The following is a 16,990-nucleotide window of genomic DNA, read 5'->3' as shown; positions in this document are numbered from 1 at the left end:
CCAACAGTCAGCGGGAAGGTTGGCTCTTCCTGACAGACCATCTGGGGAGTCACAATCACCACATGGAGCCCCCCGTGCGTCTGGCCAGCACCGGAACGATCATCCATGGCGTCTCGGTCGGGGAGGTGCTCGGCGTCTCGACGCTGGCCGAGGCCAGGCTGATCGCGGGGGAGAGCGGGCTCGGGCGCATCGTGCAGCGGCTCAACGTCATGGAGGTGCCCGACATCCTGGCCTGGGTCAAGCCGCACGAGCTGCTGCTGACCACCGGCTATCCGCTGCGCAACACGCCGCAGTCGCTCGGCCGCCTGGTCGCCGACCTGGACGAACGCGGCCTGGCCGCGCTGGCGATCAAACTCGGCCGGTACGTGGACGAGCTGCCCGCCGAGATGACCGAGCAGGCCGACCGGCTCGGCTTCCCGCTCATCCTGCTGCCCAACGACGTCGGCTTCGACGACATCCTCAACCAGGTGCTCACCGACATACTCAACCGCCAGGCCGCCGTGCTGGCCCGCGCCGAGGAGGCGCACCGGGCGCTGGTCCACGTGGTGCTGGCCGGCGGCGGGCTCAACGAGGTCGCCGCCGAGGTGGCCCAGCTCCTCGACGTGGCCGTGGCCGCCGTGGACGGCGCCGGCCAGGTCCTGGCCACCGCCGGGGCGGCCGAGCACGTCGCCGCCCTGCGCGAGTCGATCTCCCGCGAGGGCCCGCCGCCCACGCGGTCCGCCGACACGCCGGGCCGCGGCAGGGCGTTCGCCTCGGCCCCCGTGCTGGCCGGCGGGCACCACCACGGCCGGATCGTCGCCTACAGCGCCACCGGCGCGATCCGGGACAGCGACATCGGCATCCTCGAACGCGCCGCCACCGTCGCCGCGCTGGTCGTGACCCGGCAGGAGGCGGTCAACGCGGTCGAGAGCAAGTACCGGGCCGACTTCCTGCGCGACGTGCTCACCGGCCGGGCCGGCACGCCCGAACGGGTGGACGCCAGGGCCAGGGCGTTCGGCTGGGACCTGGCGCGGCCGGTGATCGTGCTGGTGGCCGAGCTCGACCCCGACGGCGACGAGCGCAGCGCCCAGGACCGGCTGGTGTCCTGCTGGACGGCGGCCGTGCGGCGGCACGACCCGCGCGGCGCGGTGGCCGGGTTCTCGCACGAGGTCGTCGCCGTCGTGGACGCCTCGCTCGATGCCGCCAGGGTGGCCAAGGACGCCGCCTCGGCGTTCGCCGACGTGCCGCCCGCGACGTTCTCGACCGGCACCTCGCGGCCGAGCCCGGGGGCCGGGACGCTGCCGGAGGCGTACGCGCAGGCGATGAAGGCGGCCCGGGTGGGCCGGCAGCTGCACGGGCCGGGCGCGGTCGCGCACTTCGACCAGCTCGGCGTCTACCGGCTGCTGTCGCTGGTGAACGACACCGGCGAGCTGCACGCGTTCGTCCGCGAGACGCTGGGCCCGCTGGCCTGGGACGAGGACGCCGAGAACGCCGACCTGCGGCGCACGCTGCAGGTGCTCCTGGAGACCAACCTCAACGTCGCCGAGACCGCCCGCCGGCTGCACTTCCACTACAACACGCTGCGCTACCGGATCGGGAAGCTGGAACGCCTGCTCGGCAACTTCACCGACGACCCCCACCTGCGGCTCAACCTGACCCTGGCCCTGCACGTGCTGCGCATGCGCGGCATCTAGGCTTGGGGCTCGTGGATCTGGATTTCGAACTGCGTTCCGAGTACATCCCGCTGTGCGACCTGCTGAAGTACTGCGGGGTCACCGAGACCGGCGGCATGGCCAAACACCTCATCGCCGAGGGCCTGGTCCAGGTCGACGGCGAGGTCGAGCTGCGGAAGACGGCGAAGATCCGTACCGGCCAGGTGGTGAGCGGCGACGGGTTCACGATCCACGTGCAATAACGGCCCGCCGTATCCGGATGGTCGCGACACCCCTTATTGTGCTCTCCGACATACTTCGGAAGACGTCGCCGCTGGTCAGGCGGAAGATTGAGGTGGGTTCGCGGTGTTCGGGTGGAAGCTGCACGGCGACGGGAAGCATCTGACGCCGGGAGAGGTCGTCAAGCCTGACGAGCGGCTCTCCTGGCCCCGGATGGTCGGCATCGGCGCCCAGCACGTCATCGCCATGTTCGGCGCGACGTTCGTGTTCCCGCTGGTCATGGGGCTCGACGCGAACCTGGCCGTGATGATGTCCGGCGTCGCGACGATCCTGTTCCTGCTCATCGTGAAGGGCAAGATCCCCAGCTACGTCGGGTCGAGCGCGTCCTTCGTGGGGGCCGTGGTGGCGATCAGGGCGGCCGGGGGCGGCGACGCGACCGTCACCGGCGCGCTGCTGGCCGTCGGCGTCGTGCTGGCCGGCTGCGGGCTGGCCATCCACCTGCTCGGCGTGCGGATCATCCACCGCGTCTTCCCGCCGATCGTCACCGGCGGCGTGGTGATGCTGATCGGCTTCGGCATGGCCTACGTCGCGGCCGACGTCTACTGGCCCAAGGACCCGTGGGTGGCGCTGCTCACGATGGCGGCCACGTTCGTCTTCATCGGGGTCTTCAAGGGCTTCCTCGGCCGCATCGGCGTGCTGCTCGGCCTGGTCTTCGGGTTCGTGCTGTCGTGGGTCTGGGACGTGGTGGGCGGCAAGATCCTTTCCCCCGACGCCACCGGCAAGGTGACCGAGCACTTCCGCGTCGACCTCCAGGGCGTCGCCAAGGCCGACTGGATCGGCCTGCCGTCGCTGCACGGGCCGGTGTTCGAGGTGTCGGCGATCGTGCTGGTGCTGCCGGTCGTGATCGCGCTCATTGCCGAGAACGTCGGCCACGTCAAGGCCGTCGGCGAGATGACCGGCGCGGACGTGGACGGCTACATGGGCCGCGCCATCATGGCCGACGGCGTCGGCACCGTGGTCGCCACCTCGGTCGGCGGCCCGGCCACCACCACCTACGCCGAGAACATCGGCGTCATGGCGGCCACCAAGGTCTACTCCACGGCCGCCTACTACATCGCCGCGGTCATCGCGATCCTGTTCGGCCTGTGCCCCAAGTTCGGCGCGCTCGTGGCCGCGACCCCCGACGGCGTGCTCGGCGGCGTCACGACCATCCTGTACGGCATGATCGGCCTGCTCGGCGCCCGCATCTGGATCGAGAACAAGGTGAACCTGTCCGACCCGGTCAACCTGGTCCCGGTGGGCGCGGGCATCATCATCGCCATCGGGCCGGTCGCCTTCCCGATCACCAGCACGTTCTCCCTCAGCGGCATCGCGCTCGGCACGATCGTGCTGCTCGTCGGCTACCACCTGCTGCGCGCCACGCGCCGCGAACCGGTGCCCGAAACAGGCCGATAACCCCCTCTCTGACCGGCCGGCGACTTCCCCGTACGGAGGTTCGCTCTGGTGACCGCGGGATATTTGGCAGATCATGCCCGTGTAGCCGCATCCCAGCGGTCCTAATGTGCCCGCAAAGGCACGGTCGCCGGCCCGGAAGAGAGGGCGCAGATGGTTTTCGGATGGACCAGACACGGTGACGGCAGGCATCTGGCGCCAGGCGAGGTGGTCAGGCCCGACGAGCGGCTGAGCTGGCCGCGCATGATCGGCTTCGGCGCCCAGCACGTGATCGCCATGTTCGGCGCGACGTTCGTGTTCCCGCTGGTGATGGGGCTCGACCCGAACGTCGCCGTGATGATGTCCGGCGTCGCGACGATCATGTTCCTGCTGATCGTGAAGGGCAAGGTGCCCAGCTACCTGGGCACCAGCGCGTCGTTCGTCGGCGGCGTGTTCGCCATCAGGGCCGCCGTCGGCACCGACCAGAGCGTCGCCGACGCCGTCGTGACCGGCTCGATCCTGGTGGCCGGGCTCGTGCTGGCGCTGGCGGGGCTGGCCGTGCACGTGCTCGGGGTGCAGATCATCCACCGGGTCTTCCCGCCCGTCGTCACCGGCGCGGTGGTGATGCTCATCGGGTTCGGGCTGGCGTACGTGGTCGCGGACGTCTACTGGGGGCAGGACCAGTGGGTGGCGCTGATCACGATGCTGGTGACGTTCGTGGTGATCGTGGCGTTCAAGGGGTTCGCCGGGCGCGTCGGGGTGCTCATCGGGCTGGTCACCGGGTTCGCGCTGTCCTGGGTGCTGGACCGGGTGGCGGGGCCGGTCACCTCCGTGCTGCCCGGCCAGAACCTGCGCGACGCGGCCGGCGCCGCCTGCCCGGCCGAGGGCACGTACTGCGTGGCCACGGCCTTCCCGCATGACCGGGTCAGCTTCGACGCCGTCGCCAAGGCCGACTGGTTCGGGCTGCCGGACTTCCACGCGCCCGACTTCCGGTTCTCCGCCGTGCTGCTCGTGCTGCCCGCGGTGATCGCGCTCATCGCCGAGAACGTCGGCCACGTCAAGGCCGTCGGCGAGATGACCGGCACCGATGTCGACCCCTACATCGGCCGGGCGATCATCGCCGACGGCGCCGCCACCGTCGTCACCAGCGCCGTCGGAGGCTCGCCCACCACCACCTACGCCGAGAACATCGGCGTCATGGCGGCCACCAAGGTCTACTCCACGGCCGCCTACTACATCGCCGGCCTGATCGCGATCCTGTTCGGCCTGTGCCCGAAGTTCGGGGCGCTGGTCGCCGCCACGCCGGGCGGCGTGCTCGGCGGCGTCACCGTCATCCTCTACGGCATGATCGGACTACTCGGCGCCAAGATCTGGATCGAGAACCGGGTGGATTTCGCCGACCCGGTGAACATGGTCCCGATCGGCGCGGGCATCATCCTGGCGATCGGACCGGTGACGCACATGATCGGCGGAGACTTCTCCCTGGAGGGCATCGCGCTCGGCACCGTCGTGGTGGTGGGCGGCTACCACCTGCTGCGCGTCATAGCCGGGCGCTCGTCGAGACCGGGCCCGCATCCGGCTCCGGGCGAGGCCGGGTGAAGCCGCCGCCGTTCACCCACCACGCCCCCGGCGACCTGGGCGCGGCGCTGCGGACGCTCGCCGAGGTGCCCGGCAAGGTGCTGGCCGGCGGCCAGAGCCTGATCCCCATGCTGAACATGCGGCTGGCCGCGCCCGAGCACATCGTCGACATCAACCGCCTGACCGCCCTGGACACGCTGGAGGCGGGCGGCGACGGCGTGCGGGTGGGCGCGCTGGCCCGGCACTCGCGGGTGGCCCGGTCCGGCGCGCACCCGCTGCTGACGAAGGCGCTGCGGCTGGTCGCCCACCCCGTGATCCGCAACCGGGGCACGGTCGTCGGGAGCCTGGTGCACGCCGATCCCGCCGCCGAGCTGCCCGCGGTGCTGGCCGTCCTGGGCGGCTCGGTGCGGCTGGCCCGCTGGACCGCCGCCGGCGTTGCCGAGCGGGACGTGCCGGCGCGGGAGTTCTTCGTCGGCCCCATGGAGTCCGGCGTCCGGCCGGACGAGCTGGCCGTGTCGGCCTACTTCCCGGCGCTCGGCGGGCGCGCCGGGACGGCGTTCGAGGAGGTGTCCCGGCGGCACGGCGACTACGCCCTGGCCGGCGTCTGCGCCGTGGTCACGCTCGACGACGACCTGCGCGTCGCCGCGGCCAGGGTCGCCTGCGTCGGCGTGGGCCCGGTCCCCGTCCTGATGGATGTGACCGGCGCGTGCGGCCACCGGCCGGCCGCGAGCGTCGACTGGCCCGCCGTCGCGCGGACCGTGCGGGAGGGGACCGATCCCGAAGAGGACATCCACGCCACCGCCGCCTACCGGCGGCACCTGGTGGGCGTGCTGGCCGAACGGGCACTGCGCGAGGCGGTACGGGAGGGGACGGCGACCGGTGGAACATGAGATCACGCTGACCGTGAACGGCACGGCGAGGCGGGTCAGCGTCCCCGGACGCCGCCTGCTGTCCGACTGCCTGCGCCACGACCTCGGCCTGACCGGCACGCACGTCGGCTGCGAGCACGGCGTCTGCGGCTGCTGCACGGTGCTGCTCGACGGCGAGCCGGTCCGGTCGTGCCTGACCTTCGCGGTCACCGTGGACGGGCACGAGATCACCACCGTCGAGGGCCTGGCCGGCCCGGACGGGCTCTCACCGGTGCAGCGGGCCTTCGCCGAGTGCCACGGCCTGCAGTGCGGCTTCTGCACCCCGGGCTTCCTGTGCACGGTGACCGCCCTGCTGGCCGACAACCCGGCGCCCACCCACGAGGAGGTGCTCGAAGGCGTGTCCGGCAACCTGTGCCGGTGCACCGGCTACCAGAACATCGTCAAGGCCGTCCACCGCGCCGCCGAGCTGCTGGCGGAGGAGTCGTGAGCTTGCTGGGGGAGTCATGACGACCAGGATGTTCGGCGAGCCGGTGCAGCGGCGGGAGGACCCGAGGCTGCTCACCGGCCAGGGCCGTTTCCTCGACGACCTGGGCCGCGACGCGCTCGCCGCCGCGTTCGTCCGGTCACCCCACGCCCACGCCCGCGTCGGCGACATCGACGTGTCCGCCGCGCTCGACGTGCCGGGCCTGGTCGCGATCTACACCTGGGAGGACCTGCCCGAGCGGGTGGGCCGGCCGCTGCCGCTGCTGATCCCGCATCCGGCGCTCACCCACGGGCGCACCGCGTACCCGCTGGCCAGGGAGGTCGTCCGGCACGTCGGCGAGCCCGTGGTCATGGTCGTGGCCGCCGACCGGTACACCGCCGAGGACGCCTGCGCGCTCATCGAGGTCGCCTACGAGCCGCTCAAGCCGGTCGTCGGCCTGGCCGAGGCGGTGCAGGGCGCCCAGCTCGTGCACGAGGACGTGCCGGGGAACGTGGGGGCGCACCTCGTCCAGGAGGTGCCGGGGGCCGACGGCAGGGGCGCGCGCGAGGCCGTCGAGAGCGCGCCGCACACGCTGGCCTTCCGGCTCGACATCGAGCGCAGCGCCAGCATGCCGCTGGAGGGCCGCGGCGTGCACGCCCGCTGGGACGGCCGCGACCTGCGCGTCCACTCCAGCACCCAGACCTCCACCAGCGTGCGCATGGCCGTCGCCGCCGCGCTCGGGCTGCCGCTGCCGCAGGTCGAGGTGATCGCCCCGGACGTCGGCGGCGGCTTCGGCGTCAAGATCGTGCACCCGTGGCCGGAGGAGATCCTGGTGCCGTGGGCCGCGATGACGCTCGGCCGCGAGATCAAGTGGACCGAGGACCGCAGGGAACACTTCATCTCCTCCGCGCACGAACGCGCCCAGATCCACCACGTACGCGTCGGCTTCGACGACGACGGCCGCGTCCTGGGCCTGGACGTGACGATCCTGCACGACCACGGCGCCTACACGCCGTACGGGATCATCGTGCCCATCGTCACCTCCACGCAGCTGCTGGGGCCGTACAAGCCGGGGGCCTACCGGGTCGAGTTCACCGCGGTCTACACCAACACCGTGCAGGTCACGCCGTACCGGGGGGCCGGTCGGCCGCAGGGCGTGTTCTGCATGGAGCGGACCATGGACAAGATCGCCCGCTACCTGGGCAAGGACCGCACGCAGGTGCGCGCGGCCAACTTCATCCGCCCCGACGAGTTCCCCTACGACCAGGGGATGACGTTCCAGGACGGCCGCCCGCTCATCTACGACAGCGGCGACTACCCGGAGATGCTCCGCATGATCAAGGAGCTGATCGGCTGGGACTCCTTCGAGCGGCGTCCGGGCCGGGGGATCGGCATCGGCTGCTACGTCGAGGGCACGGGCGTCGGCCCGTACGAGGGCGGGCACGTGCAGATCACCTCCGACGGCCGGGTGCACGTCTCGACCGGCCTGACCTCCCAGGGGCAGGGCCACGAGACCGCCTTCGCCCAGATCGCCGCCGCCGAGCTGGGCGTGCCCATCGAACGCGTCAGCGTGGTCACCGGCGACACCCGCAGGTTCGGGTACGCGGTGGGCACCTTCGCCTCCCGCGCCGCCGTCGTCAGCGGCAACGCCATCGCCCTGGCCTGCCGGAAGGTCAAGGAGAAGGCGCTGCGCATCGCGGCCGACGCCCTGGAGGCCGACCCGGCCGACCTGCAGATCGACGACGGCCTGGTGCACGTCGTGGGCGCGCCGACCGCCGCGATCCCGCTCTCGACGGTGGCGGTGCTGGCCAACCCGCTGCGGTACGCCTTCGACGAGGAGACGGCCAGGGCGACCCAGTTCGCCGGCGCGGCCGACCCGGCCCGCCCGCCGGTGGCCGAGGGCGAGGAGCCGGGCCTGGAGGGGCGCGAGTTCTACTCGCCGATCCGGTCCACGTTCGCCTCCGGCATGCACGCGGCCATCGTGGAGACCGACCCGGACACCGCCGAGATCAGGGTCGTCAGGTACGCCGTCGTGCACGACTGCGGCCGGCTGATCAACCCGATGATCGTGGAGGGCCAGATCCACGGCGGAGTGGCCCAGGGCATCGGCGGCGCCCTGTACGAGCGCATGGAGTACGAGGTCCACGGCCAGCTCGTCAACGCCTCGTTCATGGACTTCCTCATGCCGTACGCCACCGAGATCCCCCCGATCGAGACCGCCCACCTGGAGACGCCCTCGCCGCTCAACCCGCTCGGCATCAAGGGCGCGGGCGAGGCCGGCGTGATCCCGGTGTCGGCGGTCATCGCCTCGGCGATCGAGGACGCCGAGGGCATCGAGATCGACCGCATGCCCATCTCGCCGTCCGACCTGTTCGGGCTGCGTATGCGATGATCGGCGCCATGCTCGCTCCCGGCGCCGGCCTGACCCGCTTCCCCGACGTGCCCGACGACGTGCGCACGATCGACCTGGCCTGGAACGAGATCACGCACGTGCCCGCCCGGGTGGGCGGGCTGGCCGCGCTGGAGGAGCTGCGGCTCGACGGCAACCGGCTGCGCGAGCTGCCTCGCCTGTCCGGCCTGACCGCGCTGCGCGCCCTGCACCTCGACGGCAACGAGCTGAGCGAGGTCCCTGACTGCCCGCCCGGCCTGGAGACCCTCTTCCTCTACGGCAACCGGATCGAGCGCCTGACCGGCGACCTCGGCCCGCGCCTGCGCCACCTCGCGGTGGGTGGCAACCGGCTGACCTCCGTGCCCGCCGCGCTGTGGAAGCTGACCGCGCTGGAATCCCTCAACCTCGCCGAGAACGCCCTCACCGAGATCCCCGCGGCCATCGGCGGCCTGACCCGGCTGCGCATGCTCGACCTCGGCCACAACCGGCTCGCCTCGATCCCGCCCGAGGTCGGCGACCTGCCGCTCACCGACTACCTCTACCTGAGCGACAACGGCTTCACCGACGTCCCGGCCGCGCTCGGCCGCCTCGACCGGCTGGCCTACCTCAACCTCACCGACAACCGGCTGACCAGGCTCCCGGACGCGCTCGGGTCGATGGCGTCGCTGGTGGAGCTGCGCCTGTACGACAACCGGCTGGAGACGCTGCCCGAGACCGTCGGCGGGCTCGGCCGGCTGCGCGAGCTGCACCTGCAGGGCAACCGGCTGACCCGGCTGCCCGCCGCCCTCGCGGCGCTGACCGAGCTGCGCGTGCTCGACCTGCGCAACAACCATCTGAGCGAGCTGCCCGCGCTGCCGTCCGGCCTCACCCATCTCGATCTGCGCAACAACCGGCTGCGCGAACTGCCCGCCGCGGTCGCGGAGCTGACCGGCCTGCGCAAGCTCGACCTGCGCTGGAACAAGCTCTACGACGACCCGCCGGTGCTCGATCTGCTGCGGGCCCGGGGCTGCGTCGTCCTGCGCTGAACCGGCGCGGGGGGCCGTGCGTATCTCCGCACATGACGACATTTCCACGTCTGGCCGTCCTCGCGCTGCTGGCCGGGCTGGTCGCCGCCTGCTCCGCCGGCGGCGGCTCCGGCGGCCCGGCGGCGGCCGGCCAGAACGCCCCGCGGGCGGCGGCGGCGCCCCAGACGGTCGAGCAGCTCGCCGCCAAGGTCGGCTGCAAGCCGCGCATGCAGGTCGACGCCGCCGAGATCCGTACGGGCTACTGCCGGACCGCCGACGGCCAGTTCTTCGTCACGACGTTCGCCAGCCAGTCCGGCAAGGACGCCTGGATGGACGCCGCCCCCGAGTACAACCCGCACCTGGTCGGCAACCTGTGGACGGTCCTGTCCAGCCGCAAGGTGCTGGAGCTGCTGAAGGAGCGGCTCGGCGGCGACCTCCACCTGAAGGACCACCGCACGAACCAGATGCGCACGGTCGGCTGAGGCGCCCTACGCCGCCGCCAGCATGACCCGCTTGCGGAACACCCAGTACGTCCAGCCCTGGTAGACCAGCACGAACGGCAGCGTGATCAGCCCGATCCAGCTCAGCATCGTCAGCGTGTACGGCCCCGAGGCGGCCGCCGCCAGGGTCAGCCCGGGCAGCGGCGCGACGCGCAGCTCCATGAAGACCGCCAGCGTGGCCAGCACGATGCCCGCGGCGGTCGCGCCGAACGCCCAGCCCTCCCTGCGCCGCCAGATCAGCGCCGCCGCGGCGGCCAGCGCGGCCATGGCGGCCAGGGCGGGCAGCGAGCCCAGGTTCGACAGGGCCAGCACGGCCACCGGGATGGCCACCGCCGCCGCGGCCATGGCGGCGGTCCTGGCCCGGCGGCGCACCGGGCCGGTGGTGCGCAGCGCGAGGAAGACCGCGCCGTGCAGCACGCAGAGCGTCAGCGTGAACGCGCCGCCGAGCAGGGCCGCCGGGCCGCTGTCGAACAGCACGTCGGCGAAGATCGCGCCCCACAGGAACGCCGGGAGGCCGCTGCCGACCAGGATGCCGAGGTCGCACCAGATCGGGTTGGCGACCTTGCCACGCCATTCCAGCCCGACGCCGCGCACGATCAGGCCGACCAGGATGAGCGTGACGGGCAGGTAGAACGCGCTGAACAGGCCGGAGTACCAGGCGGGGAAGGCGGCGAACATGGCGCCGACGGCCGTGATCAGCCACACCTCGTTGCCGTCCCAGACCGGGCCGATGGTCTGCAGGCTCTGGCGCTGCTCGGCGGCGTTCCTGCTCAGGAGCGGCGCCAGCAGGCCGACGCCGAAGTCGAAGCCTTCGAGGACGAAGTACCCGGTCCAGAGGAAGGCGATGATGACGAACCACAGGTTGATCATGGTCTGGTCCCTCTAGTACATCAGCGACGGTTCGAGCGGCTGCGCCTCGGGAGCGGGCTGCCGCTCCTCGACGCCCTTGCGCACGTGCTTGGCCAGCAGGACGACCTCGGCCACGGCCAGGCCGCCGTACAGGAGTGTGAAGACGGTCAGCGAGATGGCGACCTCGGCCAGGGTCACGCCGGGCGAGACGCTTGAGGCGGTCAGCAGCTCGCCGGCGACCGTCCAGGGCTGCCGGCCGATCTCGCTCAGCAGCCAGCCCGCGATCACCGCCGCGAACGGCAGCGGCAGCGCCAGCAGCAGCGCCCGCGCCAGCCAGGACGGCACCTCGCGCCTGCGCCGGGTCAGCCAGAGGCCGAGCAGCGCGAGCCCCGCGGTGGCCATGCCGAACACGATCATCACGCGGAACGACCAGAACACGATCGTCGGGTCGGGCCGGTAGTCGCCGGGGCCGAACTGCTGCTCGAAGCGCTTCTGCAGGTCCTCGGTGCCCTGGACGGTGGCGTTGGGGTCGTTGGTGGCCAGGAAGCTGAGCACCTTGGGGATCTCGATGCCGGGCGCGAGGGAGAAGGCCGCGCCCGCGGTGTCGCGCTCCAGGCCCTCGGCCGCGGCCAGCTTCATGGGCTGCTGCTCGTACATGAGCTTGGCCGACATGTCGCCGGTGCCCGCGACGACCGCCCCCGCGATCGCCGTCATGACCAGCGCGCCGCGGGCGGCGCTGCGCCACATCGGCGCGCGCGTCCGCAGCAGCCAGTAGCCGCTGACCGCCAGCACGAACCCGCCCGCCACGATGAACGCGGCCCCGATGACGTGCGGCACCTGCGCGACCGCCGTGGAGTTGGTCAGCACGGCCCACAGGTCGGTCATCCTGGCCTTGCCGTCCACGACCTCGTAGCCGACCGGGTGCTTCATCCAGGCGTTGGCCGCGAGGATGAAGTAGGCCGACAGGTTGGAGCCGATCGCGGCGGCCCAGATGCTGGCCAGGTGCGCCTTCTTCGGCAGCCGGTCCCAGCCGAAGATCCACAGGCCGAGGAACGTGGACTCCATGAAGAAGGCCAGCAGCGCCTCCATGGCCAGCGGGGCGCCGAAGACGTCACCGACGAACGTGGAGTACTCACTCCAGTTCATGCCGAACTGGAATTCCTGCACGATGCCCGTCACCACGCCCATGGCGAAGTTGATCAGGAACAGCTTCCCGAAGAACTTCGTGAGCTTGAGGTAGTGCTCCTTGCCCGTGCGGTGCCAGGCCGTCTGGAGGCCCGCGACGAAGATGCCCAGACCGATGGTCAGGGGCACGAACAAGAAGTGGTACACGGTGGTGACCCCGAACTGCCACCGTGCCAGGTCAAGCGCGTCCATCAATCCCCACCCGCTCATAGCTCTACAAGCTGTAGTACTTCTACCTGTAGTAGTACTACAGGCCGTAGAGCATCGCGATGCGACGTTGGTCACATCCCCCGGTTCTGCCTACTTTTCGAGGATCCCGTACGGGTACGTCCAGGCGCGTCACCCGCCGGGCGGATTGCGCACTACCCCGCCCGGCGGACCCCGCCCGCGGCGTCGAGGTAGGCCCGCAGATTGCCCAGCTCGAAGCCGCGCCGCTTGATCTTGTCGATCAGCACCCGGAAGTCGGCCGCCAGGTTCGGCCGGAAGTGCAGGAGCAGGATGTCGCCCGGACGCAGGCGCTTGTCGGGCACCTGGTAGGCGATCTTGCCGCCCGGCTGCACGGTGGCGGTCCACAGCAGCACGGCCTTCACCCCGCACCGCCGGGCGGCCCGCAGCGTGTCGGTGTTGTAGCTGCCGAACGGCGGCCGGAACAACGCCGGCCGGGTCCCGATCTCCTTGCCGACCACCTGGGCCGCGCCGCAGATCTCGCGGCGCTGCCCGTCGAGGGCCAGGCGGCGCAGGTCGGGATGGGTCAGGGTGTGGTTCTCGACGGGCACGTGGACGTCGCGGAGCTGCCGGAAGTACCCCCACTTGCCGGCGCCCACGTAGCGGCCGGGGCCGCCGGCCGGGTCGGGGCTGCCCTTGGCCTCGACCGCGTCGCGCATGGCGAAGGCGGTGATGGGGACGCGCCGGTCGCGTACCAGCTTGACGAAGCCGGGGTCCTGCTCCCAGCCGTCGTCGATGGTGAGGAAGACGACCTTGCGCTTGGTGGGGATCGAGCTGATCACCGGGGGCAGGCCGTTCTCGCCCCTGATCGGGCCAACCTCGCCGGCCCGCGGCAGCGCCCCCGGCGGGCCCTGCGGAGTGGGCCGGGACGTGGGCTCCCCGCTCGCGGACGGCTTCGCCGACGGCCCGGTCACGACCCCGCCGGTGCCGCCGGTGGTGCCGCCTGTGGCGCATCCGGCGGCCAGCGCCACCAGCACCCCGGCGAGCGCGGCCGGCCCCAGCCCGCCACGCCCGGCCCCGCCCCTGACCGTTCCACGCCCCCAGCACATGGAGCACCATCTTGCCAGCCCTGATCCACACGACGCGTCGCCCGACTGGCAGGTCTTGCCCTTAACCAGCCGGTCACCCGTGCCTAGAGTGGCCGCATGAAGGTGGCGGGCAGCGCCGTGATCGGCGTACAGCGAGATCGAGTGTGGGCCGCGCTCCAGGACCCGGCGGTGCTCGTGCGCACCATCCCGGGCTGCGAGCGCCTGGAGGAGACCGGGCCGGACACCTACAGGATGACGGTCAACGCGGGCGTGGCGTCCATCAAGGGCGTCTACCAGGGAGAGGTCGCGCTGGCCGAGCCGCACGCGCCCGAGAGCTTCACGCTGCGGGCGCGCGGCCAGGGCGCGCCGGGCACGGTCGAGGCCACCGTCCTGGTCCGGCTGAGCGAGATCGACGGCGGCACCCGGGTGGACTACGACGCCGACGCGGTGATCGGCGGGATGATCGGCGGCGTCGGGCAGCGCATGCTCGGCTCGGTCGCGAAACGCACGGCGGGCGAGTTCTTCTCCGCCGTCGAGGGCCACCTCAGCGCCCCGCCGCCGGTCCCGGCGGCACAGGCCGCCCTGGAGGCCGCCCCGGCCGCCCCGGCGGTCTACGAACGGCCGCCCACGCGGCCCGCCGAGACCCGCCCGTGGGCGCTGCTGGCCGCCTTCGGCATGGGCGCGGCCGCCGCGCTCGCCGGCGTCGCCGTGGGCCGGCTGCTCGGCCGCGACACAGGCGGCCGGCGCGGCTGAGGGACGCGCCACGACGACCCTCGCGGAAAAGGATCTCCCGGCGTAGCGTGGCGGTATGCGGCAGGCACACGCTGAAGACGCACGAAACGAAGCCAGGCGCATCGTACGCAACCTGCTGGGGGAGGAGCGCCCCACCGCCGAGTCCCTGGTCGCCGAGGTGCGGCCGGTGTTCGGCGACCAGCGGACCGACCGCGCGCTCGGGCTGGCGCTCGGCGCGTCGCTCACCCGCCGATCGGCCGAACTGGCCGCCATCGCCGCGCTCCTCGTCGGCACCCGCGAGCTGGGCGCCGGCTGGTGGACGCGGCCCAGGGGCGGCAAGCTGCCGGCGCCCGACGAGGTGCTGCGCACGGCCCTCGCGATCGAGCCGTGGACCGACCTGACCGCGCTGGAGATGCTGGCCGCCTGGATCGCCGACGACGCCGCCGACCAGCTCTGGGGCCGGCCCGTCGCCGAGGTCGACCTCAACTCCTGGCAGGCCGAGGACCGCTTCGAGCTGCCGCCGGGGGTCCGGCCGGGGCAGCGGCTCGTGGTGCACTTCGACGCGGGCGGCCGGCTCGACGCGGTCGTCGCCCGCCGTCCCGACGACGCTCTGGGGTCCAACCTCGACTTCCAGTCGCTGCGCTACTCCAGGCCAGCCGAGGCCCAGTGGAGCTGGGGGGTGGCCGCCGGGCTCGGGCCCCACCGGCTGCCCGGCGAGAAGCCCGACCCGTACGCCCGCGAGATCCCGGCCGCCGCCGCGGGCGTGCTGCGGGCCTGGGCCGTCCGTCACGGCGTCAGCCGCGAGGAGCTGGGCGAGCGGTGGGGGACCGTCGGCGACGTGGTGGCCGCCATCGAGCGGGTCGACTGGATGTGGCGCAGCGGCGAGTGGTTCGGCTGGTGGCGCGGCGCGTCCGCGCTGGTGGACGACTCGGCCTACCTGCCCTACCGGCTGGAGGAGCTGGCCGCCGGCTGACCCGCGGCCGGCGGAATCGTCGTGCGGGCCGCGTGGTTGTCGATGGGGTGAAAGTCGAGATTTTCTCCGATGTCGTGTGCCCCTGGTGTTACATCGGGCACGTCAGGTTCGCCCGCGCCGCCGAGCGCTTCCGTGCCAAGGGCGGCACGATCGAGGTGACCATGCGCCCGTTCCAGCTCAACCCCGACGCCCCCGTCGAGGGCGAGCCGCTGATCCCGGCCCTTGAGCGCAAGTTCGGGCCGGGCGCGCGGCAGATGACCGAGCGGGTCAAGGGCGTCGCCGTCGAAGAGGGCCTGGAGATGGACTACGAGCGGGCCGTCAACGCCAACACCTTCGAGGCCCACCGGCTCATCGAGGCCGCCACCGCCCAGGGGCTCGGCAAGGAGATGGCCGACCGGCTGTTCCGCGCGTACTTCGGCGAGGGCGCCAACGTCGGCGACCCCGCCGTGCTGAGCCGCCTGGCCGGCGAGGTCGGCGTCCAGGACACCGGCGAGGGCGCCGAGCAGGTGCGCGAGCAGCTGGCCAGGGCCGGCGCGCTGGGTGTCAGCGGAGTGCCGCTGTTCCTGTTCGAGGGCAAGTTCGCGGTGTCGGGCGCGCAGCCCGAGGACGCCTTCGCGGCGGCCATCGACGAGGTCGCCGAGCGTACCGGCCAGACGCCGATCACCCAGCTCGCCCCGCCGGCCGACGGATGCGACGACGACGGCTACTGCGCGGTCTGAACGGCCCCGCCCGCGGCGGTGCGACAATCGGAAGGTGTCGAGCCGCCGCCTTGGTTACCTGCTCAAGCATGCCGCGCTGCGCCTGGCCGAGTTCACCGGCCCGGCGCTCGCGCCCTACGGGATCGACGGGCGGGAGCTCGCCGTGCTGTCGGTGATCGACGCCCCCGAGCCGCTGTCGCAGCAGGAGGCGGCCCTGCGGCTCGGCATCGACCGCACGACGATGGTCGCCATGGTCGACGCGCTGGAGGGCAAGCGGCTGGTGGCGCGGCGGCCGCATCCGGGCGACCGCCGCAAGAACGCGGTCGAGCTGACCGAGCACGGCCGCGAGACCATGCGCCTCGCGGTGCCGGCCGTGGAGGAGGCCGAGGGCGCCTTCCTGTCCGCCCTGCCGGAGGACGAGCGCCGCCTGTTCCGCGCCGCCCTCGACCGGCTGGTGTAGGAGCCACGCGGGTCAGGCTGGTGTGAAGCCCCGGCTCAAGGCGCCCGGCTCAGGCCGGGGCGCCGCCCTCGCCGAGCTGGCCGGAGCGGTGGTGGCGGCGGCAGAGCACCTGGTAGCGCACCGGCGAGGCGTCGGTGTCGCCGATCACGACCTGCTCGCCCGTCCGCGCCAGCACCCCGCCCACCACGCGCGCGTTGAGCTGCCCGGGGCGTCCGCACCAGCACAACACCTCGACCTGCAGCCGGCACACCTCGTCGGCCAGCTCGAACAGCCGCTGCGCGCCGGGGAACATGACCGATCTGAAGTCGGAGGCCAGCCCGAAGGCGTAGACGTCGATGCCGTGCTCGTCCACCAGGTCGGCGAGCTGCTCGATCTGCTCGACCGTGTAGAAGCAGGCCTCGTCGCAGATCAGGTAGTCGATGCGCTCGTGCGAGGTGACCAGGCCGACGAGGTCGAGGGAGTCCTCCACCTCGATCGCCTCAAGGCCCAGCCCGATCCGGCTGGTGACCTTCGGGCCGCCGGAGCGGTCGTGCTTGGTCAGGACCAGTCCGCGCCGCCCCTGGCGGCCGTGGTTGTAGTTCATCTGGAGCGCCAGAGTGGACTTCCCGCAGTCCATGGGGCCGAAGTAGAACTTCAGCACGGCGTCCCGGGCTCCGGATGGCACGGCTGACAAGGCAGACAGTTCGGTCACAGGAGGCCAGCTTAGCGGCTTGGCTTGTTCCATGACCTCGTGGG

General features: G+C 72.4%; 17 protein-coding genes. 13 read left to right on the top strand and 4 right to left on the bottom strand.

Translation table 11 applies throughout. The features are described 5' to 3' along the window. Window positions 1–62 precede the first annotated feature (62 nt). The 9 genes from AB0J46_RS08705 (at window position 63) to AB0J46_RS08665 (ending at window position 10,087) form a co-directional block, all read left to right on the top strand. Window positions 63–1,673 (top strand): PucR family transcriptional regulator ligand-binding domain-containing protein, encoded by a 1,611-nt coding sequence (locus AB0J46_RS08705; RefSeq protein ID WP_364328346.1) that lies wholly within the window; start codon window positions 63–65, stop codon window positions 1,671–1,673. A gap of 11 nt (window positions 1,674–1,684) precedes the next feature. After that, window positions 1,685–1,894 carry an RNA-binding S4 domain-containing protein gene (locus AB0J46_RS08700; RefSeq protein WP_352363868.1) on the top strand — a complete coding sequence of 70 codons (210 nt, stop codon included), beginning with the start codon at window positions 1,685–1,687 and terminating at the stop codon, window positions 1,892–1,894. A 103-nt stretch (window positions 1,895–1,997) separates the two neighbouring features. Beyond that, window positions 1,998–3,326, top strand: coding sequence for a solute carrier family 23 protein (locus AB0J46_RS08695; RefSeq protein ID WP_364328343.1), 1,329 nt, complete (start codon window positions 1,998–2,000; stop codon window positions 3,324–3,326). 150 nt (window positions 3,327–3,476) lie between these two features. Next, on the top strand, window positions 3,477–4,901 hold the full coding sequence (locus tag AB0J46_RS08690) for a solute carrier family 23 protein (RefSeq protein ID WP_364328340.1): 1,425 nt from the start codon (window positions 3,477–3,479) through the stop codon (window positions 4,899–4,901). Continuing rightward, window positions 4,898–5,770 (top strand): FAD binding domain-containing protein, encoded by an 873-nt coding sequence (locus tag AB0J46_RS08685; RefSeq protein ID WP_364328337.1) that lies wholly within the window; start codon window positions 4,898–4,900, stop codon window positions 5,768–5,770. Before AB0J46_RS08690 ends, AB0J46_RS08685 begins: the two co-directional genes overlap by 4 nt. After that, the gene (locus AB0J46_RS08680; RefSeq protein ID WP_357964812.1) at window positions 5,760–6,236 is read left to right on the top strand and encodes a (2Fe-2S)-binding protein; all 477 of its coding nucleotides are present in this window, start codon (window positions 5,760–5,762) and stop codon (window positions 6,234–6,236) included. The genes AB0J46_RS08685 and AB0J46_RS08680 overlap by 11 nt, the downstream gene beginning before the upstream one ends. Before the next feature lie 16 nt (window positions 6,237–6,252). After that, on the top strand, window positions 6,253–8,604 hold the full coding sequence (cutA, locus tag AB0J46_RS08675) for an aerobic carbon-monoxide dehydrogenase large subunit (RefSeq protein ID WP_364328334.1): 2,352 nt from the start codon (window positions 6,253–6,255) through the stop codon (window positions 8,602–8,604). 8 nt (window positions 8,605–8,612) lie between these two features. Continuing rightward, window positions 8,613–9,626 carry a leucine-rich repeat domain-containing protein gene (locus tag AB0J46_RS08670; RefSeq protein ID WP_364328331.1) on the top strand — a complete coding sequence of 338 codons (1,014 nt, stop codon included), beginning with the start codon at window positions 8,613–8,615 and terminating at the stop codon, window positions 9,624–9,626. A 32-nt stretch (window positions 9,627–9,658) separates the two neighbouring features. Continuing rightward, a complete protein-coding gene (locus AB0J46_RS08665) occupies window positions 9,659–10,087 on the top strand; it encodes a hypothetical protein (protein WP_364328328.1) in 429 nt (142 codons plus the stop codon). Between the two features lie 6 nt (window positions 10,088–10,093). Here AB0J46_RS08665 and cydB read toward each other — a convergent pair whose 3' ends face one another. From cydB to AB0J46_RS08650, 3 genes are all read right to left on the bottom strand, one after another. Further along, window positions 10,094–10,975 carry a cytochrome d ubiquinol oxidase subunit II gene (cydB, locus tag AB0J46_RS08660; RefSeq protein WP_352363882.1) on the bottom strand — a complete coding sequence of 294 codons (882 nt, stop codon included), beginning with the start codon at window positions 10,973–10,975 and terminating at the stop codon, window positions 10,094–10,096. Between the two features lie 12 nt (window positions 10,976–10,987). Then, window positions 10,988–12,331 (bottom strand): cytochrome ubiquinol oxidase subunit I, encoded by a 1,344-nt coding sequence (locus AB0J46_RS08655; protein WP_364328323.1) that lies wholly within the window; start codon window positions 12,329–12,331, stop codon window positions 10,988–10,990. Between the two features lie 170 nt (window positions 12,332–12,501). Continuing rightward, a complete protein-coding gene (locus AB0J46_RS08650; RefSeq protein WP_364328320.1) occupies window positions 12,502–13,413 on the bottom strand; it encodes a polysaccharide deacetylase family protein in 912 nt (303 codons plus the stop codon). Between the two features lie 96 nt (window positions 13,414–13,509). Between AB0J46_RS08650 and AB0J46_RS08645 the strand changes: the two genes are divergently transcribed. Genes AB0J46_RS08645 through AB0J46_RS08630 form a run of 4 tightly spaced genes read left to right on the top strand, consistent with a single transcriptional unit; the run spans window position 13,510 to window position 16,255 of the window. After that, window positions 13,510–14,145, top strand: coding sequence for a carbon monoxide dehydrogenase subunit G (locus tag AB0J46_RS08645; protein WP_364328317.1), 636 nt, complete (start codon window positions 13,510–13,512; stop codon window positions 14,143–14,145). 55 nt (window positions 14,146–14,200) lie between these two features. Then, window positions 14,201–15,097, top strand: a complete 897-nt coding sequence (locus AB0J46_RS08640) for a hypothetical protein (protein WP_364328314.1) — start codon at window positions 14,201–14,203, stop codon at window positions 15,095–15,097. Window positions 15,098–15,144: 47 nt separating this feature from the next. After that, window positions 15,145–15,816, top strand: a complete 672-nt coding sequence (locus AB0J46_RS08635; protein ID WP_364328311.1) for a DsbA family oxidoreductase — start codon at window positions 15,145–15,147, stop codon at window positions 15,814–15,816. 34 nt (window positions 15,817–15,850) lie between these two features. After that, window positions 15,851–16,255, top strand: a complete 405-nt coding sequence (locus tag AB0J46_RS08630) for a MarR family transcriptional regulator (protein WP_364328308.1) — start codon at window positions 15,851–15,853, stop codon at window positions 16,253–16,255. Window positions 16,256–16,304: 49 nt separating this feature from the next. Here AB0J46_RS08630 and AB0J46_RS08625 read toward each other — a convergent pair whose 3' ends face one another. Then, complete coding sequence (locus AB0J46_RS08625; RefSeq protein ID WP_352322400.1) at window positions 16,305–16,919, bottom strand: thymidine kinase; 615 nt, start codon at window positions 16,917–16,919, stop codon at window positions 16,305–16,307. Window positions 16,920–16,990 lie beyond the last annotated feature (71 nt).

It is taken from the genome of Nonomuraea sp. NPDC049758 (genome assembly GCF_040674635.1).
Classification (GTDB): domain Bacteria; phylum Actinomycetota; class Actinomycetes; order Streptosporangiales; family Streptosporangiaceae; genus Nonomuraea.
Note: the sequence above shows the minus strand (reverse complement) of the source record. Positions and strands in the feature narration are given on the sequence as shown.